The sequence below is a fragment of the Caballeronia sp. Sq4a genome (assembly GCF_023170545.1).
In the GTDB taxonomy this organism is placed as follows: Bacteria; Pseudomonadota; Gammaproteobacteria; order Burkholderiales; family Burkholderiaceae; genus Caballeronia.
On sequence record NZ_CP084251.1, the window covers coordinates 40,471 to 63,593 of the forward strand.

19 protein-coding genes and 1 CRISPR repeat array are annotated in these 23,123 nt (G+C 62.8%); of the genes, 17 read left to right on the forward strand and 2 right to left on the reverse strand.

Features of this window, described 5'->3' with window-relative positions:
* Positions 1-3: 3 nt before the first annotated feature.
* From LDZ24_RS14215 to fdhA, 7 genes are all read left to right on the forward strand, one after another.
* Positions 4-516 carry a CRISPR-associated endonuclease Cas1 gene (locus tag LDZ24_RS14215; protein WP_248322885.1) on the forward strand — a complete coding sequence of 171 codons (513 nt, stop codon included), beginning with the start codon at positions 4-6 and terminating at the stop codon, positions 514-516.
* Positions 517-579: 63 nt separating this feature from the next.
* Positions 580-879: a type I-E CRISPR-associated endoribonuclease Cas2e gene (gene cas2e / locus LDZ24_RS14220; RefSeq protein ID WP_248322886.1), complete on the forward strand. Its 300-nt coding sequence runs from the start codon at positions 580-582 to the stop codon at positions 877-879.
* An 88-nt stretch (positions 880-967) separates the two neighbouring features.
* Positions 968-1,910: a CRISPR direct-repeat array (repeat unit 29 nt; unit sequence GGTTCCTCCGCGTACGCGGAGATAGGCCC).
* A gap of 672 nt (positions 1,911-2,582) precedes the next feature.
* A complete protein-coding gene (locus LDZ24_RS14225; RefSeq protein WP_248322887.1) occupies positions 2,583-2,975 on the forward strand; it encodes a hypothetical protein in 393 nt (130 codons plus the stop codon).
* Positions 2,975-3,286: a hypothetical protein gene (locus LDZ24_RS14230; protein WP_248322888.1), complete on the forward strand. Its 312-nt coding sequence runs from the start codon at positions 2,975-2,977 to the stop codon at positions 3,284-3,286. The genes LDZ24_RS14225 and LDZ24_RS14230 overlap by 1 nt, the downstream gene beginning before the upstream one ends.
* A gap of 715 nt (positions 3,287-4,001) precedes the next feature.
* Positions 4,002-4,316 (forward strand): hypothetical protein, encoded by a 315-nt coding sequence (locus LDZ24_RS14235; protein ID WP_248322889.1) that lies wholly within the window; start codon positions 4,002-4,004, stop codon positions 4,314-4,316.
* 1,209 nt (positions 4,317-5,525) lie between these two features.
* The gene (locus LDZ24_RS14240; protein WP_248322891.1) at positions 5,526-6,944 is read left to right on the forward strand and encodes an MFS transporter; all 1,419 of its coding nucleotides are present in this window, start codon (positions 5,526-5,528) and stop codon (positions 6,942-6,944) included.
* 141 nt (positions 6,945-7,085) lie between these two features.
* Positions 7,086-8,282, forward strand: a complete 1,197-nt coding sequence (gene fdhA, locus LDZ24_RS14245; protein WP_206469037.1) for a formaldehyde dehydrogenase, glutathione-independent — start codon at positions 7,086-7,088, stop codon at positions 8,280-8,282.
* Positions 8,283-8,339: 57 nt separating this feature from the next.
* On the opposite strand, the gene LDZ24_RS14250 is transcribed toward fdhA, so the two are convergent.
* Complete coding sequence (locus LDZ24_RS14250) at positions 8,340-9,335, reverse strand: GlxA family transcriptional regulator (protein ID WP_175940846.1); 996 nt, start codon at positions 9,333-9,335, stop codon at positions 8,340-8,342.
* Between the two features lie 449 nt (positions 9,336-9,784).
* On the opposite strand from LDZ24_RS14250, the gene LDZ24_RS14255 reads away from it, so the two are divergent.
* From LDZ24_RS14255 to LDZ24_RS14300, 10 genes are all read left to right on the forward strand, one after another.
* Positions 9,785-11,059: a serine hydroxymethyltransferase gene (locus tag LDZ24_RS14255; RefSeq protein WP_248322892.1), complete on the forward strand. Its 1,275-nt coding sequence runs from the start codon at positions 9,785-9,787 to the stop codon at positions 11,057-11,059.
* 21 nt (positions 11,060-11,080) lie between these two features.
* A complete protein-coding gene (locus tag LDZ24_RS14260; protein WP_206469039.1) occupies positions 11,081-12,052 on the forward strand; it encodes a dipeptidase in 972 nt (323 codons plus the stop codon).
* A gap of 29 nt (positions 12,053-12,081) precedes the next feature.
* Positions 12,082-12,624, forward strand: coding sequence for a DUF5943 domain-containing protein (locus LDZ24_RS14265; RefSeq protein WP_175940849.1), 543 nt, complete (start codon positions 12,082-12,084; stop codon positions 12,622-12,624).
* A gap of 22 nt (positions 12,625-12,646) precedes the next feature.
* Positions 12,647-14,710: an NADH:flavin oxidoreductase gene (locus LDZ24_RS14270; RefSeq protein WP_248322893.1), complete on the forward strand. Its 2,064-nt coding sequence runs from the start codon at positions 12,647-12,649 to the stop codon at positions 14,708-14,710.
* Positions 14,711-14,725: 15 nt separating this feature from the next.
* A complete protein-coding gene (locus LDZ24_RS14275) occupies positions 14,726-16,639 on the forward strand; it encodes a (Fe-S)-binding protein (protein WP_248322894.1) in 1,914 nt (637 codons plus the stop codon).
* Positions 16,640-16,642: 3 nt separating this feature from the next.
* On the forward strand, positions 16,643-17,809 hold the full coding sequence (locus LDZ24_RS14280; protein ID WP_248322895.1) for an electron transfer flavoprotein subunit alpha/FixB family protein: 1,167 nt from the start codon (positions 16,643-16,645) through the stop codon (positions 17,807-17,809).
* Entirely contained in the window at positions 17,806-18,564 is a 759-nt protein-coding gene (locus LDZ24_RS14285) for an electron transfer flavoprotein subunit beta/FixA family protein (protein ID WP_248322896.1), read from the forward strand. The genes LDZ24_RS14280 and LDZ24_RS14285 overlap by 4 nt, the downstream gene beginning before the upstream one ends.
* 62 nt (positions 18,565-18,626) lie before the next feature.
* Positions 18,627-19,922 carry an SRPBCC family protein gene (locus tag LDZ24_RS14290; protein WP_248322897.1) on the forward strand — a complete coding sequence of 432 codons (1,296 nt, stop codon included), beginning with the start codon at positions 18,627-18,629 and terminating at the stop codon, positions 19,920-19,922.
* A 23-nt stretch (positions 19,923-19,945) separates the two neighbouring features.
* Positions 19,946-21,136 carry a hybrid-cluster NAD(P)-dependent oxidoreductase gene (locus LDZ24_RS14295; RefSeq protein ID WP_248323300.1) on the forward strand — a complete coding sequence of 397 codons (1,191 nt, stop codon included), beginning with the start codon at positions 19,946-19,948 and terminating at the stop codon, positions 21,134-21,136.
* A gap of 100 nt (positions 21,137-21,236) precedes the next feature.
* Positions 21,237-22,091: a glycine betaine ABC transporter substrate-binding protein gene (locus LDZ24_RS14300; protein ID WP_175940855.1), complete on the forward strand. Its 855-nt coding sequence runs from the start codon at positions 21,237-21,239 to the stop codon at positions 22,089-22,091.
* 71 nt (positions 22,092-22,162) lie between these two features.
* Here LDZ24_RS14300 and purU read toward each other — a convergent pair whose 3' ends face one another.
* Positions 22,163-23,038, reverse strand: coding sequence for a formyltetrahydrofolate deformylase (gene purU, locus LDZ24_RS14305; RefSeq protein ID WP_175940856.1), 876 nt, complete (start codon positions 23,036-23,038; stop codon positions 22,163-22,165).
* Positions 23,039-23,123 lie beyond the last annotated feature (85 nt).

Here is a 23,123-nt window from a genome sequence, read left to right on the forward strand (position 1 = left end):
CTCATGCCGGATCGTTCGGACGTCGCGCGGCGGCAGGCCGAGCTGTGGGGCAGCGCGCGCCGACGCCTGGCCGTTGCGCGGCACATGTATGCGCTGCGGCTGGGCGAGGTGTTGCCGCATCGCGATCTGGATACGCTGCGCGGCATCGAAGGGGCACGCGTGAAGACGATCTATCGGTTGCGCGCGCAGCAATTCGGCATCGACTGGAACGGGCGGCACTACGACCGCGCGAATCCCGATGCCGCCGATCTCGCCAATCAGGCCATCAATCACGCGGCGACGGCTGTGCAAGCGGCGGCGGCCATCGCCGTGCAGGCGCTTGCGGCTGTGCCTCAGTTGGGGCTCATCCACGAGGATTCGGGTCAGGCATTTGTCCTGGATATCGCTGATCTTTTCCGCGATGACGTGACGCTCTCGATAGCCTTCGCCGCAGTCAAGCAGCTGAGCGTGGCGCGGAGACCATCGACCGGCTCGTGCGACGAGAGGCGGCGCGCGTTTTTCGCAAGCAGCAGGTGATTCCCGCGATGATCGATCGTATCAAGCAGGTGCTGCGGGTCGACGAGAAGCTGGAGGAGGCGGATGGCGCTGGTCGTAGTGGTGACGCGCGACGTGGCGGACCGCTTTCGGGGGTATCTGGCCTCGGTGATGCTCGAGGTGTCGGCTGGCGTGTACGTCGCGCCGCGGATAAACAGAGGCGTGCGCGAGCGGACGTGGTCCGTGCTCGCCGAGTGGCACGGCGCCGAGCCGAGGGGCAGCGTCGTGATGGTTTGGCGGGAGCTCGATGCGGTCGGCGGAATCGGGATCGCGCAGTTGGGATCGCCTGCGAGGAAGCTCGTGGATGTGGATGGGATGTATTTGGTTAGGCGGGAAGCGCGGTAGGTGAGCCGTCATCGTTCTCTGAAAATCTGGATTTCTCGATGGATGGGGCGGGGGTTTTGTCTTTCCGATCATCGAGTTATGTGGGAGAGGTTCCTCCGCGTACGCGGAGATAGGCCCGCAGCAACCTGCGCCACGCCGTCGTTCGCATAGGTTCCTCCGCGTACGCGGAGATAGGCCCATGACGCCGCTTTGGTGGCTTTCGATGGACGGGGTTCCTCCGCGTACGCGGAGATAGGCTCCCAGGCATCGACTCCGCGCTCGCGGGCGCGGGGGTTCCTCCGCGTACGCGGAGATAGGCCCGAATCAATACGGTGTGTTTCTGTGGCGCGCGGGGTTCCTCCGCGTACGCGGAGATAGGCCCGGCAGGCTTCCATCCTGCATGTCGCCGGTTCGGGTTCCTCCGCGTACGCGGAGATAGGCCCAAGGTGGCGCAGCCGCCGGAATTGACACTTCGGGTTCCTCCGCGTAGGCGGAGATAGGCCGTTGTGATGTCGAGAGTCGCCGTCACGATCAGCGGTTCCTCCGCGTACGCGGAGATAGGCCGCCATGAAGGCAATAGTCGGACTGATGTTTAGGGGTTCCTCCGCGTACGCGGAGATAGGCCCATTGAGAGCGGCCTGCGACCTGATGTTGTCGGGGTTCCTCCGCGTACGCGGACATAGGCCCGGGCGAGCACGAAGCGCCTACGGCGCGGCCCTGGTTCCTCCGCGTACGCGGAGATAGGCCCGCGAAGGCGCCCTTCACGGTGAGAGACCGTGTGGTTGGTCCGCGTACGCGGAGATAGGCCCCCAGCAAGGAACTCAAGCACCAGTGGGCTGGCGGTTGCTCCGCGTACGCGAGATAGGCCCAACAAGGCGACGACGCAAATGGCGGGCGTCCGGGTTGCTCCGCGTACGCGGGGATAGGCCGTCGGGAGACTGTTGGTTCTGGACTGGACCTCAGGTTCCTCCGCGTACGCGGAGATAGGCCCGGCGGTGGTGTTCGTCCGCCAGCCGTCTTGTAGGTTCCTCCGCGTACGCGGAGATAGGCCCGTCGTCATCGCGGGCCACGGCCGGCGCAGGCAGACGCTGACCAACTGCAACTCTCGTCTCTGCCGTTCTGCCCGCACGCGATTTCCTCATGGGAACGGGAAAGCCTCTCCCATACCTACTACACCGCCCACAATTTTTGACGCGCAACGGCCGGCACATAAACGCTCCAAGTCGATATTCTGCGTTCCTAATGAAAAGAAGCAGGCAGAGAAGCACATCATGGCTTGTCGGTTATCGGTTGGCTTTGTTGACGTCACCTTGTATTCCCGCAACGAATCGACCAAACGCGGAGACTTCGAGGCGCGCCGAGCGATCGAATCAGCACAAACACTTCACCTATCGGTAGACGGTTCGGACAGCCTGCGCAGGTTCCTAGGCAGGCATACGAGCGGCGGATACTTGTCGTCAGACACCCATCCTTCGGACGTCTTGCGTCGGCTGAAGGACGGGGTGGCAAGCGGCGACATTGTGGCCGTCTCGTCCCCACGGGAGTCGCGACAAGCAGACTCGGGCGGTCGAGCAGAGCCGCCACCGCGTCCCTCTTATGCGACGGTAACGCCTTCGCAGCTTTATCGCAAAGCTGCGCCAGAAAGACCAGACAGCGCGCTCGGGCGCGTCGTCCGGTCATGGCAGAGGCTTCCGGCTGAAGACGGACCTGCGATCTTCCGGTCAATGCCGGGTGACGTGCTGCCAGACGGGCGCATCGCTACGCCGCTGACAGAGGGCGGCTCGCAGTTCGCTGGAATCATGATGACGGTCGCACGGGCGGCCACCGACGATCTCGAATCTGATGACGCCAGTTCGCAGGCGATGACCTTCGGCGATGACCGCACACCGCTCAGTGACGCTTCGCCATTCGAGTATTCTGAGGATACTTCGCTGGGCGATGTGCTTAACCTAGCAGCGAGAGGCGTGAGCGAGGCCGATGAGGCGGACTGCTTTGGCGAGTATGAGATGAATCTGACGATGTGCGAGGCTGCTCGCGCCACCTTCCAAGATCTGCGCACGCTTGCGCTCTGCAAAGAGCGTGCGTTCGAAAGATATCAAGCCTGTCGAGGATATTGATGACTAAACGTCTTTACGCAACGGTCGTGTTTTATGACGAGGACACCCAGCAACTTCGACTATGCGGCACATTCCGCGATCGCGTGCAGTCGGCCATCGATCGCGCCGGCTTTGTATTCAATATTCCCACTGACAGAGAAGATTTCAGCACGGAACCTGTGACGGATGAACACGCACGTCAGATCGGTTACATGGCCATTCTTAGTCAAGCACAGAACCATCCCGAACTGCGAGCGCGCCTGCGTCTCACTCTCAAGGAGCCGATGCATTGGGATGCTGGGCCTGAAAAAGATCGAGACGGCGGAAACTGAGTACGGTTTGTCGCTTCAACAATTGGGCTTGTAGCGACAGCCCGCTGGCGATGAAAGCACTTGGCGTCGCATGGCCAGCCTTCTGGCGTTAGGTCAGCCCGAACTGAAACAAGAGCGCCACGCAACGACGTGGAAGACGACAAAGAACCGTGATGTCCAAACTACCACGCGCTACGATCGTTTTCTACAACGCAAAGAGCCATCAACTGCAGCTATGCACCGTGCCCCTGACTGAAGTGCAGAGCGTGATCGACCGACGATTATCGCGTGGGCTGGCCATGAACCTGCCGCTCGGTGCAGATGACGACAACACATTGGAGTTGCGGTGCTGAGTCAAGGCATCGCACACCCCGAACTTCGGTGCCGGTTCCGGTTTGATACTCCAGGCACGATGGAATAGGGCGAAATTGATGCAGGGCTGACGAAACCGAAAGACGACTGCGGGTGCTAATTGACCGGGATCGAATATCTGCCGGTTGCTCCGGCGCTCGCGGAGATCTCCCGTATGCATCGGAAGTCGCCCTACTGTTCTGTCAGTTGCGCTGCTATACCGTACCTCGGCCGGCGAGTAGTTTGACGAAAGCTAGTGCTTCACGGCTTACAGAACATGAGCTTGACCGGTGCGCATTCGTCAGGGCGATGACCAAGACAATCGTGCTTATGCAGTCTGCAAAGGAAAAGCGTTTTCCAATTGCCAAACATGTCGAAGTTTTTGATGACCAAACCCGCACGCGTAAGCATCGTCTTTTTCAATGAGCAATCGCAGCAAGTCCAGGTTTGCATGGTGGATCAAGCAGAAGTGCAGCAGTGCATCAGTCGAGAGGTTGCGCGCGGCTCCGCTCTGAACATTCCGCTACGCGGAGACGACAGCATTGCGCCGATAACAGATCAAGCATTGCACGAACTGGGCGGGTTAGTCATGCTCAACCTTGGTTCACGGTTTCCCGAACTTCGACCGCGTTTCCAATTCCGGACAGCAAACACGATGGATTGGGCCGCGATCGACAACAGAAGCAAATCCGATCGGTAAGCGGCCACGAAATTGATCCTGTAGAGGCTTCTCACGCCGAATTTGCTGCGCGCCAAAAAGCGAGTCCTATATGGTTGGGATGTATCTGGTGAGGCGAGAAGCGCGGTAGGCGAGCTGACATTTGTTCTCTAAAAATCTAGATTCTTTGGCGGATGGGGTTGGGCGTTTTGCCTTTCCGATCATCGAGTTATGAGAGAGAGGTTCCTCCGCGTAGCCGGAGATAGGCCCCGTCAAATGCAAGACTCGCAATACATGGCCGAGGTTCCTCCGCGTAGGCGGAGATAGGCCGTACGCGCACATCTGGCTGGGCCAGTACCAGCGGGTTCCTCCGCGTAGGCGGAGATAGGCCCTGATCAGTCGGAGGTTGTACATCTCGTCCTGCGGTTCCTCCGCGTAGGCGGAGATAGGCCCTATGCCCGCGGACAGGCGCGACGCGTAGCCCCGGTTCCTCCGCGTAGGCGGAGATAGGCCCTGGAGAAGGCCACGATCCGCAAGATCAACGCGGGTTCCTCCGCGTACGCGGAGATAGGCCCTGAGGATCGCGCGGCAACATGCCGGCGAGTTGGGTTCCTCCGCGTACGCGGAGATAGGCCGCGGTGGATCGATGAAAACCTCGCGCCGCTAGGAGTTCCTCCGCGCACGCGGAGATAGGCCCTGCGCGAGCGTCATGCCCGCGAGCGACCCGCCGGTTCCTCCGCGCACGCGGAGATACGCCATGCGGATACTCGATGGCCCGCTCGGCGTAGCCGGTTCCTCCGCGTACGCGGAGATGGGCCCACGAGGCCACGCTGCGCTTCGTCAATCGCTGCGGTTCCTCCGCGCAAGCGGAGATAGGCCCCATTCTTGACAAACGGCCGGTCATCGGCATGTGGTTCCTCCGCGTACGCTGAGATATGCGCCAGCGCTGATAGGCGCGCTCGACGGCGATCGCGGTTCCTCCGCGCACGCGGAGATAGGCCCATCGAGCCGATCATGCCGCCGCCGCTGTAGCCGCTTCCTCCAGCTACGCGGAGAAACCCCGTTCGCCGACCAAATCACGACCTAATCGAGCCGGCTGCCCCCGTACCCCCAGCCAGCCCGTCCCCCCATGACGCCCCCATTCCACCCCCATGACGCATTCCTTCTATGTCGCGGCTTTATGTCGGCGTCTACTGAAAAGGCCTGCAACGAACCAAAGCGGCCACAAACCGCATCGAGAGGAACCAAAAAATGTCCACCGCCACACAGCCCCGCGCGAGCGCCGCGGCGCGGCTCGAACGCCTGCCGTTCTCGAGCTATCACCGCACCATCTTCATCATCATCGCGGTGGCTTTCTTCTTCGATTCCGTCGACCTTGGCACCATGACCTTCGTGCTCGGCTCGATCAAAACCGAGTTCGGCCTGTCGACGGCGACGGCCGGCCTCGTCGCGAGCGCGAGTTTCTTCGGCATGGTGCTGGGCGCGGCCGTCGCGGGCCTGCTCGCCGATCGCTTCGGCCGACGTCCCGTGTTCCAGTGGAGCATGGTGCTCTGGGGCGTCGCGTCGTATCTCTGTTCGACGGCGCATTCCGTCGAATCGCTGATCTTCTATCGCGTGCTGCTCGGCATCGGCATGGGAATGGAATTCCCGATCGCGCAGACGCTGTTGTCCGAGTTCGTGCCGACCGCATCGCGCGGCAGAGTGATTGCCCTAATGGATGGCTTCTGGCCGCTCGGGTTCATCGCATCCGGCGTGGTGTCGTACTTCGTGTTGCCGCACTTCGGCTGGCGTACCGAGTTCGCGTTGCTCGCCATTCCCGCTGTGTTCGTGCTGATCGTGCGGCGCGTGGTGCCCGAGTCACCGCGCTGGCTCGAACATCGCGGGCGCACCGCGGACGCGGACAGCGTGCTCGCGAATGTCGAAGCGAAGGTGATGAAGGCGACCGGCTTGCGCCAGTTGCCGCCGCCCTCGATGCTCGCCGAGCCGCCGGTCGCGAAAGGCGTCGGCGCATTTCGTGAGATTTGGAGCGCGGCGTACAGGCGTCGGACGATCATGGTGTGGATGTTGTGGTTCTTCGCGCTGCTCGGCTTCTATGGGCTGACGTCATGGCTCGGCGCGCTGATGCAGCAAGCGGGTTTCGCGGTCACCAAGTCCGTGCTCTACACGGTGCTGATCTCGCTCGGCGGCGTGCCCGGCTTCTTGTGCGCGGCGTGGCTCGTCGAGCGGTGGGGACGGAAGCCGACGTGCATCGCATCGCTTGTCGGCAGTGGCGTGATGGCCTACCTCTACGGACAAACCGCGCTGCACGCCGAGACGCCCACGTTGCTGATCTGCGCCGGACTTGCGATGCAGTTCTTTCTCTTCGCGATGTGGGCCGCGCTCTACACCTACACGCCTGAGTTGTACGGAACGGGCGCGCGTGCCACCGGATCGGGCTTCGCGTCGGCGATCGGGCGTGTCGGATCGTTGATCGGGCCGTATGTCGTGGGCGTCGTGTTGCCGGTGTTCGGGCAGGGCGGCGTGTTCTCGCTCGGGGCGTTGTGCTTCGTGGTGGCGGCATCGGCGGTCTGGGTATTGGGCGTGGAGACGCGAGGCGTGGCGCTGGAAAAGCTCGTCTCGGAAGCCGAGCACGATGAAGGCGCGAAGGTCTGGGCTTCGGCGGAGAACTGACCCCCTGTCGCTCCCAACCAAACCCACGTCGCATTCGACGCAAGTGATTTTCGCGGCCGAGCGTACTCTTCCCGCACGGCCGCGAGCATCGCACAGAACGAGCTCGCGCCCGCCGTCCACGAATCCAAGGAGACGAGTCACATGAGCACGAATCGCGGCGTCGTATATCTCGGTCAGGGCAAGGTCGAAGTCCAGTCCATCGACTATCCGAGAATGGTCGATCCGCGTGGCCGCGACATCGGCCACGGCGTCATTCTCAAAGTCGTCAGCACCAATATCTGCGGGTCGGACCAGCACATGGTCCGCGGCCGCACCACCGCGCCCATCGGTCTCGTGCTGGGGCACGAGATCACAGGCGAAGTCATCGAGATCGGCCGCGACGTCGAAACGCTCGCCATCGGCGATCTCGTGTCCGTGCCGTTCAACGTCGCGTGCGGACGCTGTCCCACCTGCAAGGCGCAGCACACGGGCGTGTGCCTCAACGTGAACCCGTCGCGCGCGGGCGGGGCATACGGCTATGTGGACATGGGCGGCTGGATCGGCGGACAAGCCGAGTACGTGATGGTCCCGTACGCCGACTTCAACCTGCTTAAGTTCCCCGACAAGGCGCAGGCGATGTCGAAGATTCGCGACCTCACCTGTCTCTCCGACATTCTCCCGACCGGCTATCACGGCGCCGTCATGGCGGGCGTGAAGCCCGGCGCGACCGTGTATGTCGCGGGCGCGGGACCGGTCGGCATGGCGGCGGCGGCATCGGCGCGTCTATTGGGCGCGGCCTGCACCATCGTCGGCGACATGAACGAAGAGCGTCTCGCGCACGCGCGCAAGATGGGCTTCGAGACGGTGGATCTATCGAAAGACGCGACGCTCGCGCAACAGATCGAACAGATTCTCGGCAAGCCGGAAGTGGATAGCGCCGTCGATTGCGTCGGCTTCGAAGCGCACGGTCATGGCAGCGAGCACAACGCCGAAGCGCCGGCAACGGTCCTCAACTCGCTGATGGAAATCACGAAGGCAGCGGGCGCGATCGGCATTCCGGGCCTCTACGTCACCGACGATCCCGGCGCCGCCGACGCCGCCGCGAAGAAGGGCAGCCTCAGTATCCGCTTCGGCCTCGGCTGGGCGAAGTCGCATTCGTTCCACACGGGGCAAACGCCGGTGATGAAATACAACCGCAACTTGATGCAAGCGATTCTGTGGGATCGTTTGCCGATTGCGGATATCGTGAACGTCTCGGTGGTATCGCTCGATCAGGCGCCTGACGGTTATCGTCAATTCGATGGCGGCGCGCCGCGCAAGTTCGTGCTCGATCCGCACGGCATGCTCAAAGCGGCCTAAACAAAAACAATGCGCCCCTTGAAGAAGGGGCGCATTTCCGTGTACCGCCGAACAAACTTAAGCCACCATCACCGGCACTGCACTCAAAGGCGGCACCTGCTTCCTTCTCTCGCGCGTGGGCGCAGTGCCGAATGCATCGCGATAACTCTTCGAAAAGTGGCATGCGGACTGAAATCCGCACGCCATCGTGATGTGCATGATCGACATATCCGTCTGCAACAGCAGCTCGCGCGCGCGTCGCAAACGCAGCGTCAGATAGTAATGCGTCGGCGTCATGCCGAGATGCTCGCGGAAGAGCCGCTGCAATTGCCGTTGCGACATGCCGGCAAGCCGCGCGAGTTCTTCGCGCGACAACGGTTCTTCGATGTTGTTCTCCATCAACGAGATCACTTCGAACAAGGACTTGTTCGCCGATCCGAGCCGCGCGACCAGCGGCATGCGCTGCTGGGCGCTCGTGTCCCGCACGTGTTCGACGATGAACTGCTCGGCGATCTGCGTGACGCGCGCAGTGCCGACGCGCGAGGCGATCAGATTCAGCATCATGTCGAGCGGCGCGACGCCGCCGGTACACGTCACGCGATCGCGGTCGATCACGAAGAGTTCCTTCAGGAAGCGCGTGTCCGGAAACTCTTCTTTAAGCGCCGACATGTTCTCCCAGTGAATCGCGCAGGCATAGCCCGCCAATAAACCGGCACGCGCGAGCGCATACGTGCCGGTGCACAGACTGCCGAGCACGCAGCCCGTGCGCGCGAAGCGGCGCAACGCCGAGAGATGCTCGAGCGCAGTCGAACGCTGCACGTCGATGCCGCCGACCACGAACACGATATCCGGCTGGCCCACGCATTCCACGGGTCCCGTATCGACGGAAAGCCCATTGCTCGCCGTGACCGGTCCGCCCGTGGGACTCACGATGGACCATCGATACAGCGGCTGTCCCGTCAGATAGTTCGCCATGCGCAGCACTTCGATGGCGTTGGTGAACGCCATCATCGTGAAGTTGGGAAGCGGCATGAAGGCGAAGTGCGACAGCGACGCCGTGCGATCGGAGGACATGGGGGAGTTGATTCCTTGGAATCTGATGTTCGACGCCGTCATTCGCGGCGCTTGTTGCTTCTGTCATTGTTTGACACTTCTGCATTTTGATTTCGAGTGCAACTAGCATGCCATCAGGCTAAACCCTGAGCGGCTTCATGCATCGGCGATTCACGCGTCAAAGCACGCACTAACGCGGCGCGAACGCCCGTTTCAAAGCACTCATTAAGCGCACGATCGTTCCTCCGCAGTGCAGCGCGCGCGAGTAAAGCGCCCTACACCCAAAGCCTTTTCGCCACTTGTCGAAAAAGGACGCGCATGTCGGAAAAGGCCAAGAACACGTCTGAATTCATAAATTGACCAGCAAGGCGAGGGTCAAGAATAGACGCAACGATGAAGACACGAGCGGCCTGAAACACGCGACGCGAGCTTCATCCAACGACCGTTCTTTCTGACCCGGACTCAAGCCCATGTCGAACTCGAATCCCTTCTTCGAAGCGCCGCTCGCGGCCCGCGATGCCTCGGTGCGCAGCGCGATACTGAAAGAGCTGGAGCGCCAGCAATCGCAGGTGGAATTGATCGCGTCGGAAAACATCGTGTCGCGCGCCGTGCTGGAAGCGCAAGGCTCCGTTCTGACGAATAAGTATGCGGAAGGCTATCCGGGCAAGCGCTATTACGGCGGCTGCGAGTTCGTCGATGAAGTCGAGGCGCTCGCGATCGATCGCATCAAGCAACTCTTCGGCGCGAAGTTCGCGAACGTGCAGCCGCATTCGGGCGCGCAGGCCAATGGCGCGGTGATGCTCGCGCTGGCGAAGCCGGGCGACACCGTGCTCGGTATGTCGCTCGATGCAGGCGGCCATCTCACGCATGGCGCGAAGCCGGCGCTCTCGGGCAAGTGGTTCAACGCGGTGCAGTACGGCGTGAGTCGCGACACCCTGCTCATCGATTACGAGCAGATCGAGGAACTGGCGCAGCAGCACAAGCCTTCGCTCATCATCGCGGGCTTCTCGGCTTATCCGCGCAAGCTGGACTTCAAGCGGCTGCGCGCGATTGCGGACAACGCAGGCGCGAAGCTGATGGTCGATATGGCGCATATCGCAGGCATCATCGCGGCTGGGCGTCATGACAATCCTGTGGAGCACGCGCATGTCGTGACGTCCACCACGCACAAGACGCTGCGTGGTCCGCGCGGCGGCTTCGTGCTGACCAATGACGAAGACATCGCCAAGAAGATCAATTCCGCCGTGTTTCCGGGGCTGCAAGGCGGTCCGCTGATGCATGTGATCGCAGGCAAGGCGGTGGCCTTCGGCGAGGCGCTTCAGCCCGATTTCAAGAGCTATATCGACAACGTACTCGCCAACGCGCAAGCACTCGGCGAAGTGCTCAAGGCAGGCGGCGTCGATCTGGTAACGGGCGGCACCGACAACCATCTGCTGCTCGTCGATCTGCGTCCGAAGAACCTGAAAGGCAACCAGGTCGAGCAGGCGCTGGAACGCGCGGGCATCACCTGCAACAAGAACGGCATTCCGTTCGATGCGGAGAAGCCCACCGTCACGTCAGGGGTTCGCCTCGGCACGCCGGCCGGCACGACGCGCGGCTTCGGCGTGAACGAGTTCCGCGATATCGGCCGCCTGATTCTCGAAGTCTTCGACTCGCTGCGCGCGCATCCCGAGGGCGATCCGCAAACCGAACAACGCGTGCGCCGCGAAATCTTCGCGCTGTGCGAACGCTTCCCCATCTACTGAGCACACACGGAGCAACAAGCGATGAGCACTCTGCACGATAACAGCATCATCATCGACGGCCTCAACATCTCGAAGTTCGAGCGCTCCGTGTTCGAGGACATGCGCAAGGGCGGCGTCACGGCGGTGAACTGCACCGTGTCCGTGTGGGAAGACTTTCAGAAGACCGTGGACAACATCGCGGAAATGAAGCAGCAGATCCGCGATTACAGCGAGATCCTCACGCTCGTGCGCACGACCGACGACATCCTGCGCGCGAAGAAAGAGAACAAGACGGGCATCATCTTCGGCTTCCAGAACTCGTATGCGTTCGAGGACAACCTCGGCTATATCGAAGTGTTCAAGGAACTCGGCGTGAACGTGGTGCAGCTCTGCTACAACACGCAGAACCTCGTCGGCACCGGCTGTTATGAAGCCGATGGCGGTCTGTCCGGCTATGGCCGCGAAGTGATTCAGGAAATGAATCGCGTCGGCATCATGGTCGATCTCTCGCACGTGGGCGCGAAGACGTCATCGGATGCGATCGCCTGCTCGAAGAAGCCCGTCACGTATTCGCATTGCTGCCCGTCGGGTCTCAAGGAACATCCGCGCAACAAGACGGATGAGCAACTGAAGGAAATCGCGGACGCCAACGGCTTCGTCGGCGTGACGATGTTCGCGCCGTTTTTGAAGCGCGGCCCGGACGCGACCGTCGAGGACTATCTGGAGGCCATCGAATACGTGGTCGATCTCATCGGCGAAGACCGCGTGGGTATCGGCACGGACTTCACGCAAGGCTACAGCACCGAGTTCTTCGACTGGATCACGCACGACAAGGGCCGTTATCGCCAGCTTACGAACTTCGGCAAGGTCGTCAATCCGGAAGGAATCCGAACGATCGGCGAGTTCCCCAACCTGACGGCGGCGATGGAGCGCGCGGGCTGGAGCGAATCGCGCATCAAGAAGGTGATGGGCGAGAACTGGCTGCGCGTATTCGGCGAAGTCTGGAACGTGTGAACGCAACGACACAAGAACAGGAATCTGAGATGCAACCGCAACTGCCTATCGACGTCGACGCGCAAACGGGCGTCTGGACCACCGACGCGCTGCCGATGCTTTACGTGCCGCGTCACTTCTTCACGAACAACCATGTGGCCGTGGAAGAAGCACTGGGACGCGAGACGTATGCCGAGATTCTCTACAAGGCCGGCTACAAGTCCGCGTATCACTGGTGCGACAAGGAAGCCGCGAAGCACGGCATCGCCGGCATGGACGTGTTCGAGCATTACCTGAAGCGCCTGTCGCAGCGCGGCTGGGGTCTCTTCGATATCGTCGAATCGGACCCGCAAAGCGCGATGGCGCGCATCCACTTGCGGCACTCGTCGTTCGTGCTCGCGCAGCCCGGCAAGCAGGGCAAGCTCTGCTACATGTTCGCGGGCTGGTTCGCCGGCGCGATGGACTGGGTCAACGACACGGTATCAGACAGCGCGAAGAAGGGCCCGCGCTCGCGATCCATCGAAACGCAATGCGCGGCCGAAGGCCACGAGCATTGCGTGTTCGAAGTGTCGCCGTTGCAACTCCACGCGTAGCTTCAATCCGAGGTCGTCCGCCATGCGTTACCCGAACCTTTTCAAGCCGCTCACGCTGAACAAGCTGACTCTGCGTAACCGCATCGTCAGCACGGCGCACGCGGAGGTTTATGCCGAACCGGGCGGCCTGCCCGGCGATCGCTATATCCGCTATTACGAGGAAAAAGCGAAGGGTGGCGTGGGGCTCGCCGTGTGCGGCGGCTCGAGCCCGGTGTCGATCGACAGCCCGCAAGGCTGGTGGAAGTCGGTGAACCTGTCGACCGACAAGATCATCGATCCGCTCTCGCGTCTTGCCGAAGCCATGCACCGCCACGGCGCGAAGATCATGATCCAGGCCACGCACATGGGCCGCCGCTCGGCATGGCATGGCGAGAACTGGCCGCATCTGATGACGCCCTCGGGCGTGCGCGAGCCGGTGCATCGCGGTAACGCGAAGATCATCGAAGTGGAAGAGATTCGCCGCATCATCGAAGACTTCGCGGCCGCTGCGAAGCGCGTGAAAGATGCGGGCATGGACGGCATCGAAATCTCGGCGGCGCACCAGCATCTGATCGATCAGTTCTGGAGCCCGCGCACCAACTTTCGCACGGACGAATGGGGCGGCTCGCTCGAAAACCGACTGCGTTTCGGCGTGGAAGTGCTGAAGGCCGTGCGCGAAGCGGTCGGCGCGGACTTCTGCGTGGGCCTGCGCATGTGCGGCGACGAGTTTCATGAAGACGGCCTGTCGCACGAGAACCTCAAGGAGATCGCGCAGGCCATGTCGGAGACGGGCCTTATCGATTACATCGGCGTGATCGGCTCGGGCGCGGATACGCACAACACGCTCGCCAACTGCATGCCGCCGATGGCGCTCCCGCCCGAGCCGTTCGTGCATCTGGCCGCGGGCATCAAGTCGGTGGTGAAGCTGCCCATCATGCATGCGCAGAGTATTCGCGATGCAGGGCAGGCCGAGCGTCTGCTCGCGAACGGCATGGTCGATCTCGTCGGCATGACGCGCGCGCAGATTGCGGACCCGCATATGGTCATCAAGATTCGCGATGGCCGCGAGGACGAGATCAAGCAATGCGTCGGCGCTAACTATTGCATCGACCGCCAGTACAACGGCCTCGACGTGCTGTGCGTGCAGAACGCGGCGACATCGCGTGAATCGACCATGCCGCATGTCATCGAAAAGTCGCGTGGACCGAAGCGCAAGGTGGTGGTCGTCGGCGCGGGGCCTGCGGGACTGGAGGCGGCGCGCGTGGCGAAATCGCGCGGGCATGACGTCGTGCTCTTCGAGAAGAACGATTACGTCGGCGGTCAGATCATGCTTGCCGCGAAGGCGCCGCAGCGCGAGCAGATGGCGGGCATCGTGCGCTGGTTCGACATGGAAACGAAGCGGCTCGGCGTGGACCGGCGCTTGGGTGTCGCGGCCGACGACAAGGCCATCATGGCGGAGAAGCCCGATATCGTCGTGCTCGCGACGGGCGGATCGTCGTTCACGGATCAGGTGCCTGCGTGGGGCGTCGAGCAAGGGCTCGCCGTGAGCGCGTGGGACATTCTCTCGGGCAAGGTCGAGCCGGGCAAGAACGTGCTCGTCTACGACGGCGTGAGCACGCATGCGGGCGCGGGCGTGGCGGACTTCATCGCATCGCGCGGTGGAAACGTCGAGATCGTGACGCCCGATGTGAAAGTGGCCGATGACGTGGGCGGCACCACGTTCCCCATCTTCTATCGCCGTCTGTATGCGCAAGGGGTCATCCATACGCCGAACTACTGGCTCGACAAGGTGTACGAGGAAGACGGCAAGAAGATCGCCGTGCTGCGCAACGAGTACACGGAAGAACAGGAAGAGCGCGCGGTCGATCAGGTGGTGATCGAGAACGGCAGCACGCCCAACGACGCGCTGTACTGGAAGCTCAAGCCCGAATCGCTCAATCGCGGCCAGGTGGACGTGCACACGCTCTTCGCGGCGCAAGCGCAGCCGTGCTTGTCCGAAGAACTCGGCAACGGGCGCTTTCTGCTGTTCAGAGTCGGCGACTGCATCTCGATGCACAACATCCACGGCGCGATCTACGACGCGCTGCGGCTTTGCAAAGACTTTTGACGAGGGCATTGCACGATGAACCCCGTGTTTGTCATCACCGCCTTGCTGTGGCTTTCGGTGGCGGGTCTCGCCTTCGCCGTCATGAAGCGCGCGGCCTACTGGCGCGAAGGCCGCGCCACCGCGGCCGGCGCGTACGGATGGGCCGATCTACTTAGTATCCCGAAGCGATACTTCGTCGACCTGCACCATGTCGTGGCGCGCGATCCGTACATCGCGAAGACGCACGTCGCGACAGCGGGCGGCGCGATTCTCGCGATGGCGCTCGTCTTCGTCAACTACGGTCTCGCGATCTATTCGCCGTGGATCGACAAGCTGATCTTCATCGCGGCGCTCGTCATGCTGGGCGGCACGTTCTTCGTGTGGAAGCGCAGGCACGGCGCTAAGCAAGTGCCGGCGCGTCTGTCGCGCGGACCGTGGGACGCGTTGCCGCTCTTGCTCGGCGCGTTCGCGTTCGGCCTCGCGTTGTTCACGCTGCTGCCTGCAACGTGGATGTCGGGCGCGCTTGCGATCATCGTCGCCTTGTCGATCGCGGCGGGCGCTTACACGATGACCTTCGGCGCGGCGCGCGGCGGACCGATGAAGCACGCGATGGCGGGTCTTCTGCATCTCGCGTTTCATCCGCGTCAGGAGCGTTTCAAGGCGCAGCATGAACACGACGTGGTGCCGCCCACGGCGCTCAAGAAGCCCGTGCTCGATGCCAAGGAATACGGCGTCGGCAAGCCGGTCGAGTTTCGCTGGAACCAGCTTCTGAGTTTCGATGCCTGCGTGCAGTGCGGCAAGTGCGAAGCGGCGTGCCCCGCGTTCGCATCGGGCCAGCCGTTGAACCCGAAGAAGCTGATACAGGATCTCGTGACCGGCATGGTCGGCGGCACGGACGCGGCGTATGCGGGCAGCCCCACGCCGGGCATTCCCGTCGGCAAGCATGCGGGCGCGCCGGGCAAGCCGCTGATCTCCAGCATGATCGAAGCGGACACCATCTGGTCCTGCACCACGTGCCGCGCGTGCGTGCAGGAGTGCCCGATGCTGATCGAACATGTCGATGCGATCGTCGATATGCGCCGCAACCAGACGCTCGTCGAAGGCGACGTGCCGGGCAAAGGTCCGATCACGCTCGCCAATCTGCGCGAGACCGGCAGCGCGAACGGCTATGACATCGGCGCGCGTTACGACTGGTCGGTGGATCTGCAAGTGCAGGTCGCGCAGCCGGGTCGCCCCGTGGACGTGTTGTTGATAGCAGGCGAAGGCGCATTCGACATGCGCTATCAACGCACGCTGCGCGCATTCGTGAAGGTGCTGAACAAGGCGGGCGTCGATTACGCGGTGCTCGGCGGCGTCGAAACCGATACGGGCGATACCGCTCGCCGCCTGGGCGACGAAGCCACGTTCCAGCAATGCGCGTCGAAGCTGATGGAGACGTTGTCGCGCTATACGTTCCGGCGCATCGTCACGGCGGACCCGCATGTGCTGCACAGCCTGCGCAACGAGTATCGCGCGCTCGGCGGCTTCTACGAAGTGCAGCATCACACGGCGTTCATGGCCGAACTCGTGGCAAGCGGCAAGCTCACGCCGAAGGCAGCCGCCGTGCTCGCGGACAAGAAGATCACGTATCACGATCCCTGCTATCTCGGCCGCTATAACGGCGAGACCGAAGCGCCGCGCAAGATGTTGAAGACCATCGGCATACAGGTCGTCGAGATGGAGCGTCACGGCATGCGCGCCCGCTGTTGCGGTGGCGGAGGCGGCGCGCCGCTCACGGATATTCCCGGCAAGCAGCGCATTCCCGACATTCGCATCGCGGACGCGAAGGCGGTCGGTGCCGATGTGGTCGCGGTGGGCTGCCCGCAATGCACCGCGATGCTCGAAGGCGTGGTCGGTGCTCGTCCCGAAGTGCTCGACGTGGCGGAGCTGGTCGCCGCAGCACTGGAGTAACGCATGAACACGATCAAACGAATCGATCCGCGCCGGCCGTTCATCGTCACGACAGCGGGACTGCGGCGGATCACGCTGGGCGAAGTCGGTACCGGCGCACTGCAGGATTTCGCGTCGGCGCATGCCGCGCATCGCGATGCGGCAAAGCCGCGTCGCACGACGAAGCCCGCGCGACGCAGCGTGCTGGTGGCGGCGCATACCGATCGCGGCGCGTTCGACGACCACGCGCGCCAGGCGCTTGCCGCTGCCGCGCTGCTCGCGGACGACGAGACGGAGGTCGTGCTGATCGCGTTCGGCGCGTTCAACGACGACGCGGCATCGCTTGGCGCGGATCGCATCATCGAACTGGATGCATTCGATAGCCGACGCTTCGCGCCCGACGAAGAACTGCGCGCGCTCGCCGCATGCGCCGCCGCGTTCGCGCCCGCGCATCTCTTCATGCCCGACAACGCAACGGGCGATGGCGATCTCGGCCGCCGTTACGCGGCGCTCGCGGGTGCGAGCATCGCGACGCATGTCGTCGAACTGGATGCCACGCACGCCGCGAGTTATGCGCAAGCGGGCCGCGCATGGGCATCGCGTGCATTGCCGGAGGTCGTGATGCTCGCGCCGAATGCGGTGGATGCGAAGCTGCCTTTCGTCGGCGCGGGCGAACGCGTGGCGAGCGAGGGCATCGTCCCTGCATCGACCGCGAGCACGTATGTCGATCTCGGCATCGAGGAGCTGGACGCCGCGCAGATCGCGCTGGAAGAGGCGGATTTCATCGTGTCGGCGGGCAATGGCGTCTCCGACGTTGCCGCGTTCGAGGCGCTCGCCAGCACGCTCGGCGCTGCGATAGGCGCGAGCCGTGTCGCGGTGGATGACGGCAAGTTCACGCGCGACAAGCAAATCGGCGCAACGGGCAAGACGGTGCAGGCGAGCGTGTACATCGCGTTCGGCATCTCGGGCGCGGTGCAGCATCTGCAAGGCATCAAGGATTGCCGTCACGTCATCGCGGTTAATTCCGATGCAAGCGCGCCCATTGCGAAGCGCGCGAATCTCACGGTCGTCGCGGATACGCACGAGACGATCAAGGCGCTTACCGATGCAGCCGCGGCAGCGCGGGCATCGCGTGGCAACGGAGCGTCCATCGTGCTCGGCGCGCCGCTCGCCGAAGGAGTGTTCGCATGAAGATCGCCGTACTCGTTTCCGTGGGACGCCATCCGGTAAGCGGTGTCGCGCGCTATAGCCGCAACGACGCCGCCGCGCTGACCATCGCGTTCGATATCGCGAAACATCAAGGCGCTCAACTCGACGTGTTGCACGCGGGCGATCCCTCGAATCCCGCGCTTGCGGAATATCTCGCACTCGGCGCGCCGCGCGTCGAAGTGCTGAACACCGAGGGCGATGCGAGCGCCGCGCTCGCACAGCGCATTGCGGGCTATGACCTCGTGCTGACGGGCACGCGCGCAGAAGGCGCGTTCGATAGCGGCACGTTGCCGTACAGGCTGGCGAATGCGTTGAACATCGCGCTCGTCGGGTCGGCGGTCGATTTGAGCGTGACGAAGGAAGGTGTCGAGGTGCGCCAGTTCATGCCCAAGGGCCTGCGCCGGCGCGTGCGTGTGCAACTGCCTGCGCTCATCGCCGTGCATCCGCTCGCCAATGCCGCGCCGCGTTATGCGTATGCGCGCATGCGCGAGGGACAGGTCGTGCCGGTGGCATCGAATGCGCCGGTGGACATCGAGGGCAAGGCGTGGACGCTCGGCCCTATCGCAGCGAAACCCAAGCGCCTCGCCGCGCCGGAGAAGCGCAGCGGTCACGCGCGCATGCTCTCCGCGACCACGACGGAGAGCCGTGGCGGCAGCGTCGTAATTGAAGGGAGTTCCGTCGAAAAAGCACAAGTGATTCTCGCGTATTTGCGGGAGCATCAACTGGTCGATTACTGATTTCGACGCGCAGCAGACGATAAACGGGCCAAAGCGGGGCCAAAGCGATGCAGGAGCACACGATGAAAGTATCGGCAGACGTTCGCGCAATGATCGAACGCCGCAAGAAGGGCTACACGCTCGAAGCGCCGTTCTATACGAGCGAAGAGATTCACGCGCTCGATATGGACGCCATCTTCAAGCGGCACTGGATTCAGGTCGCTGTAGAGCCGGACGTGCCCGAGCCCGGTGACTACACGACAGTCGAGATCGGCGCCGATTCGATCCTAATCGTGCGCGACGACGACATGCAGATTCGCGCGTTCCATAACGTGTGCCGTCATCGCGGCGCGCGGCTGTGCAACGAGGAGAAAGGCTCGCTCGGCAATATCGTGTGCCCGTATCACAGCTGGACGTATAGCCTCAACGGCGATCTCATGTTCGCGGAGCACATGGGCGATCAGTTCGACCGCTGCAAGCACAGCCTGAAGAAGGTGCATGTCGAGAATCTCGCAGGCTTGATCTTCATCTGTCTCGCCGATGAACCGCCCGCTGATTTCGCCGTGATGCGCGCGGCCATGGAGCCGTATCTGCTTCCGCATGGCCTGAAGGATTGCAAGATCGCGGCGAGCATCGATATCGTGGAGAAGGGCAACTGGAAGCTCACGATGGAGAACAATCGCGAGTGCTATCACTGCGTCGCGAATCATCCGGAGCTGACCATTTCGCTCTATGAATACGGCTTCGGCTATCAACGCTCGCCCGCGAACGAGGAAGGCATGGCGGCGTTCGAGCGCACGGTCGTCGAACGCACGAAGCAGTGGGAAGCGATGAATCTGCCGTCCGCGGAGATCGATCGTCTCTCCGATCTCGTCACGGGCTTTCGCACGCAGCGCCTGCCGCTCGATCGCGACGGCGAATCGCAGACGCTCGATGCGAAAGTTGCATCCAAGAAGCTGTTGGGCGGCTTCGCGCGCGCGGACCTGGGCGGCTTGTCGTTCTGGACGCAGCCGAACTCGTGGCATCACTTCATGAGCGATCACATCGTGACGTTCTGCGTAATTCCGCTGTCCGCAGGCGAAACGCTCGTGCGAACGAAGTGGCTCGTGCACAAGGATGCGCAGGAAGGCGTCGACTACGACGTCGATAACCTCACCGCCGTGTGGCGCGCGACGAACGATCAGGACCGCACGCTCGTCGAGTACTCGCAACTCGGCGCGGTGAGCAGCGCCTACGAGCCGGGCCCGTATTCGCCCTATACCGAAGGGCTCGTCGAGAAGTTCTCCGAGTGGTACATCGGGCGGCTCGGCGACTATGCGAACGCGCCCGACGAGAAGCTCGCGTCGCATGGCGAGAAAGTCGTTTCCTTCATGCGCTAGGCGCGTTAAAGAGGCACATCATGATGCGCGATCAGGCGACGTTCGAGCCGACTCCAAGCCGCGTGACTCAACCGAGGTTCTGGGGCGCGCTGCCCGCGCGCTGGAACAGCGACACCGACGATACGCTCGTCTGCTGTCACGTCCGGCAGGAAACGCACGACGTGAAGAGCTTTTTCTTCCGTGCACCCGATGAACGCTCATTCGTCTTCGAGCCGGGACAGTTCATCACGCTGGAACTCGACATCGACGGCGAGCCGGTGAACCGCTGCTATACGATCTCGTCCGCGCCCACGCGCCCGCACACCATTTCGATTACGGTGAAGCGCGTGCCGGGCGGCAAGGTGTCGAACTGGCTGCATGACAACGTCGTCGCGGGATCGCGCGTGCGCGTGCTCGGACCGTCGGGCGAGTTCACCTGCGCGCGGCATCCGGCGCGCAAGTTCCTGTTTCTCTCGGCGGGATCGGGCATTACGCCGCTCATGTCGATGAGCCGCGCGCATCACGAACTGGGCGACGATGCCGATATCGTCTTCGTGCATAGCGCGCGCACGCCGGACGACATCATCTTCGCGCGCGAACTGGATCTCATCGCGTCGAATCATGCGAACTTCCGCACGGCGTTCGTGTGCGAGCGTGTCGGCGCGCGCACGAATTGGCCTGGGATTACGGGCTTTTTGAGCTTGCCGCTGCTGAAGCTGATCGCGCCGGACTTCCTCGAACGCGAAATCTTCACGTGCGGTCCCGCGCCGTATATGAAAGCGGTGCGCGATCTGCTCGAAGAAGGTGGCTTCGATCGCACGCACTATCACGAGGAGAGCTTCTCGTTCGAGACCATCGCGGACGTGGCCTCGCAATTGGCGAGCGCGCATGTCGGCGATGCGATCGCCGCGCACGCCGAGACCATCGAAGCGCGCGATGATTCGAGCGGCTTCGCGCCCGCGCCCGTCGACACCACGTTCAAGGTGAGCTTTGCCAAGAGCCGGCGCGAGATCGAATGCGGGAGCACGCAGCATGTGCTCGACGCCGCGAAGAAAGCGGGCGTGCGCCTGCCGTCGTCGTGCACGCAGGGCATGTGCGGCACGTGCAAGGTGAAGCTCGTTTCCGGCGAAGTATCGATGAAACATGCGGGCGGCATCCGTCAGCGCGAGATCGATCAGGGCATGGTGCTGCTGTGTTGCAGCACGCCGCTCACCGATCTCGTCGTCGATAAATAACGCGTCGTTTCTGGACAACTGCGTGTCGTAAAAGCGCGTTACCTGGCAATTCTGGCTGGCGATTCTGCATACACGGCGTGGGGCCGCAAAGGGGAAAGCAATGAAAGCGATGAGAAGACTGTTCGTGCTGGGCGCGATGAGCGCGGCCCTTGCCGCGAGCATGGGTGCGGGCGCCGATGAGAAACCGACCATCAAGATCGGCTACGTCGAAGGATGGGACGATAGCGTGGCGACGTCGAACGTGGCGGCGCGCATCATCGAAAAGCGGCTCGGCTATCAGGTGCAACTGGTGCCGGTCGCGGCGGGCGTGATGTGGCAAGGCGTGGCGCGCGGCGACCTCGACGCGACGCTGTCCGCATGGCTGCCGGTCACGCACGGCGCTTACTGGAACAACTTCAAGTCGAAGGTCGTGAATCTCGGACCGAACTTCAATGACGCGAAGATCGGCCTGATCGTGCCGGAAAACGCGGACGTATCGAGCCTGTCCGACCTCGAAGCGAAGAAGGCGGAGTTCGATTCGCGCATCGTCGGCATCGACGCGGGCGCGGGCGTCATGCAAAAGACGAGCGAAGCGATCAAGGCATACAACCTCGACTACCGGCTCATGCCGAGTTCCGGCAGCGCGATGACGGCCGAGCTTGCGCGCTCGGAAGCCGCCAACAAGCCGATCATCGTGACCGGCTGGAAGCCGCACTGGATGTTCGCAAAGTACAAGCTCAAATTCCTCGAAGATCCGAAGAAGGTCTTCGGCGAGGCCGAGCATGTCGATAACGTCGTCAATCCCGAACTGGAAAAGAAGGCGCCGCCTGTCGTCGCGTTCCTGAAGAAGTTCCAGTGGAAGCCGGGCGAAATCGACAGCGTGATGCTCGCGACGCAGAACGGCGAGAAGCCGGCCGCCGCCGCGGACGCATGGATCAGCGCACACGGCGATCGCGTGGATAGCTGGGTGAAGTAAGCTTCGCCGCGACTCAAGCAAAAGCGCCGCTCGTGAGCGGCGCTTTTGCGTTTCAGGCGCATTTCAGGCCACTAGCGCAGCACGACGGTCCGCTCACCGTTGATGAACACGCGCCGCTCGACGAACGCCTTCACGGCACGCGCAAGCGTGATGCATTCCACATCGCGCCCGGTCGCGAGCAGACGCTCCGGGCTATACGCGTGATCGACGCGCTCCACTTCCTGCTCGATGATCGGGCCTTCGTCGAGATCGTCGGTGACGAAATGCGCGGTCGCGCCGATGAGTTTCACGCCGCGTGCATGCGCCTGATGGTACGGCTTCGCGCCCTTGAAGCCGGGCAGAAACGAGTGATGGATGTTGATCGCGCGGCCCGCGAGCTTGCGGCTGGTGTCGGCCGAGAGAATCTGCATGTAGCGCGCGAGAATCAGCAACTCGGCGCCCGATGTGTCGAAGAGATCGAGCACGCGCGCTTCCTGCTGCGGCTTGGTGTCGGCCGTGATCGGCAGATGATGAAACGGCAGGCCGTGCTGCGCGGCGAGCGGCGCGAGATCCGTGTGGTTGGATGCGATGCCCACGATATCCATCTTGAGCTCGCCCATGCGCCAGCGGAACAGCAGGTCCGCGAGGCAGTGTTCGAGCTTCGACACCATGATGAGCACTTTCGGCCGCACAGCGAGATCGTGCATGGCCCACGTCATCGAAAAACGCGTGGCGATGGGCGCGAATTCGCGTTGCAGCATCGCGAGGTCCAGCGTGTCGTCGCGGCGCGCGGCATGAAAGACGCAGCGCACGAAGAAGCGTTCGCTCAGGTCGTCGTCGAAGACGCTGAGTTCGTCGATATAGCCGTGGTGATGCTCCAGAAAGCCGACGATCGCGGCTACCTGACCCGCCGCGCTCGGGCACGCGACGGTGAGCACCAGTTGATTGAGGCGAGGTTGCGCTGACATGCGTGCTCCACGTTCGAGAGAAGGCGTCGCCCGGAATGGGGCGAGCGTCTCGCTAGTAGAGCAAACGGAGTGGCGCGCGCGATAG

What these genes read in the sequence shown, in the direction of transcription:
- LDZ24_RS14215 (WP_248322885.1), top strand. Translation starts at nt 4, where the DNA reads ATGCCGGATCGTTCGGACGTCGCGCGGCGGCAGGCCGAGCTGTGGGGC.
- cas2e (WP_248322886.1), top strand. Translation starts at nt 580, where the DNA reads ATGGCGCTGGTCGTAGTGGTGACGCGCGACGTGGCGGACCGCTTTCGG.
- LDZ24_RS14225 (WP_248322887.1), top strand. Translation starts at nt 2,583, where the DNA reads ATGCCGGGTGACGTGCTGCCAGACGGGCGCATCGCTACGCCGCTGACA.
- LDZ24_RS14230 (WP_248322888.1), top strand. Translation starts at nt 2,975, where the DNA reads ATGACTAAACGTCTTTACGCAACGGTCGTGTTTTATGACGAGGACACC.
- LDZ24_RS14235 (WP_248322889.1), top strand. Translation starts at nt 4,002, where the DNA reads ATGACCAAACCCGCACGCGTAAGCATCGTCTTTTTCAATGAGCAATCG.
- LDZ24_RS14240 (WP_248322891.1), top strand. Translation starts at nt 5,526, where the DNA reads ATGTCCACCGCCACACAGCCCCGCGCGAGCGCCGCGGCGCGGCTCGAA.
- fdhA (WP_206469037.1), top strand. Translation starts at nt 7,086, where the DNA reads ATGAGCACGAATCGCGGCGTCGTATATCTCGGTCAGGGCAAGGTCGAA.
- LDZ24_RS14250 (WP_175940846.1), bottom strand. Translation starts at nt 9,335, where the DNA reads ATGTCCTCCGATCGCACGGCGTCGCTGTCGCACTTCGCCTTCATGCCG.
- LDZ24_RS14255 (WP_248322892.1), top strand. Translation starts at nt 9,785, where the DNA reads ATGTCGAACTCGAATCCCTTCTTCGAAGCGCCGCTCGCGGCCCGCGAT.
- LDZ24_RS14260 (WP_206469039.1), top strand. Translation starts at nt 11,081, where the DNA reads ATGAGCACTCTGCACGATAACAGCATCATCATCGACGGCCTCAACATC.
- LDZ24_RS14265 (WP_175940849.1), top strand. Translation starts at nt 12,082, where the DNA reads ATGCAACCGCAACTGCCTATCGACGTCGACGCGCAAACGGGCGTCTGG.
- LDZ24_RS14270 (WP_248322893.1), top strand. Translation starts at nt 12,647, where the DNA reads ATGCGTTACCCGAACCTTTTCAAGCCGCTCACGCTGAACAAGCTGACT.
- LDZ24_RS14275 (WP_248322894.1), top strand. Translation starts at nt 14,726, where the DNA reads ATGAACCCCGTGTTTGTCATCACCGCCTTGCTGTGGCTTTCGGTGGCG.
- LDZ24_RS14280 (WP_248322895.1), top strand. Translation starts at nt 16,643, where the DNA reads ATGAACACGATCAAACGAATCGATCCGCGCCGGCCGTTCATCGTCACG.
- LDZ24_RS14285 (WP_248322896.1), top strand. Translation starts at nt 17,806, where the DNA reads ATGAAGATCGCCGTACTCGTTTCCGTGGGACGCCATCCGGTAAGCGGT.
- LDZ24_RS14290 (WP_248322897.1), top strand. Translation starts at nt 18,627, where the DNA reads ATGAAAGTATCGGCAGACGTTCGCGCAATGATCGAACGCCGCAAGAAG.
- LDZ24_RS14295 (WP_248323300.1), top strand. Translation starts at nt 19,946, where the DNA reads ATGCGCGATCAGGCGACGTTCGAGCCGACTCCAAGCCGCGTGACTCAA.
- LDZ24_RS14300 (WP_175940855.1), top strand. Translation starts at nt 21,237, where the DNA reads ATGAAAGCGATGAGAAGACTGTTCGTGCTGGGCGCGATGAGCGCGGCC.
- purU (WP_175940856.1), bottom strand. Translation starts at nt 23,038, where the DNA reads ATGTCAGCGCAACCTCGCCTCAATCAACTGGTGCTCACCGTCGCGTGC.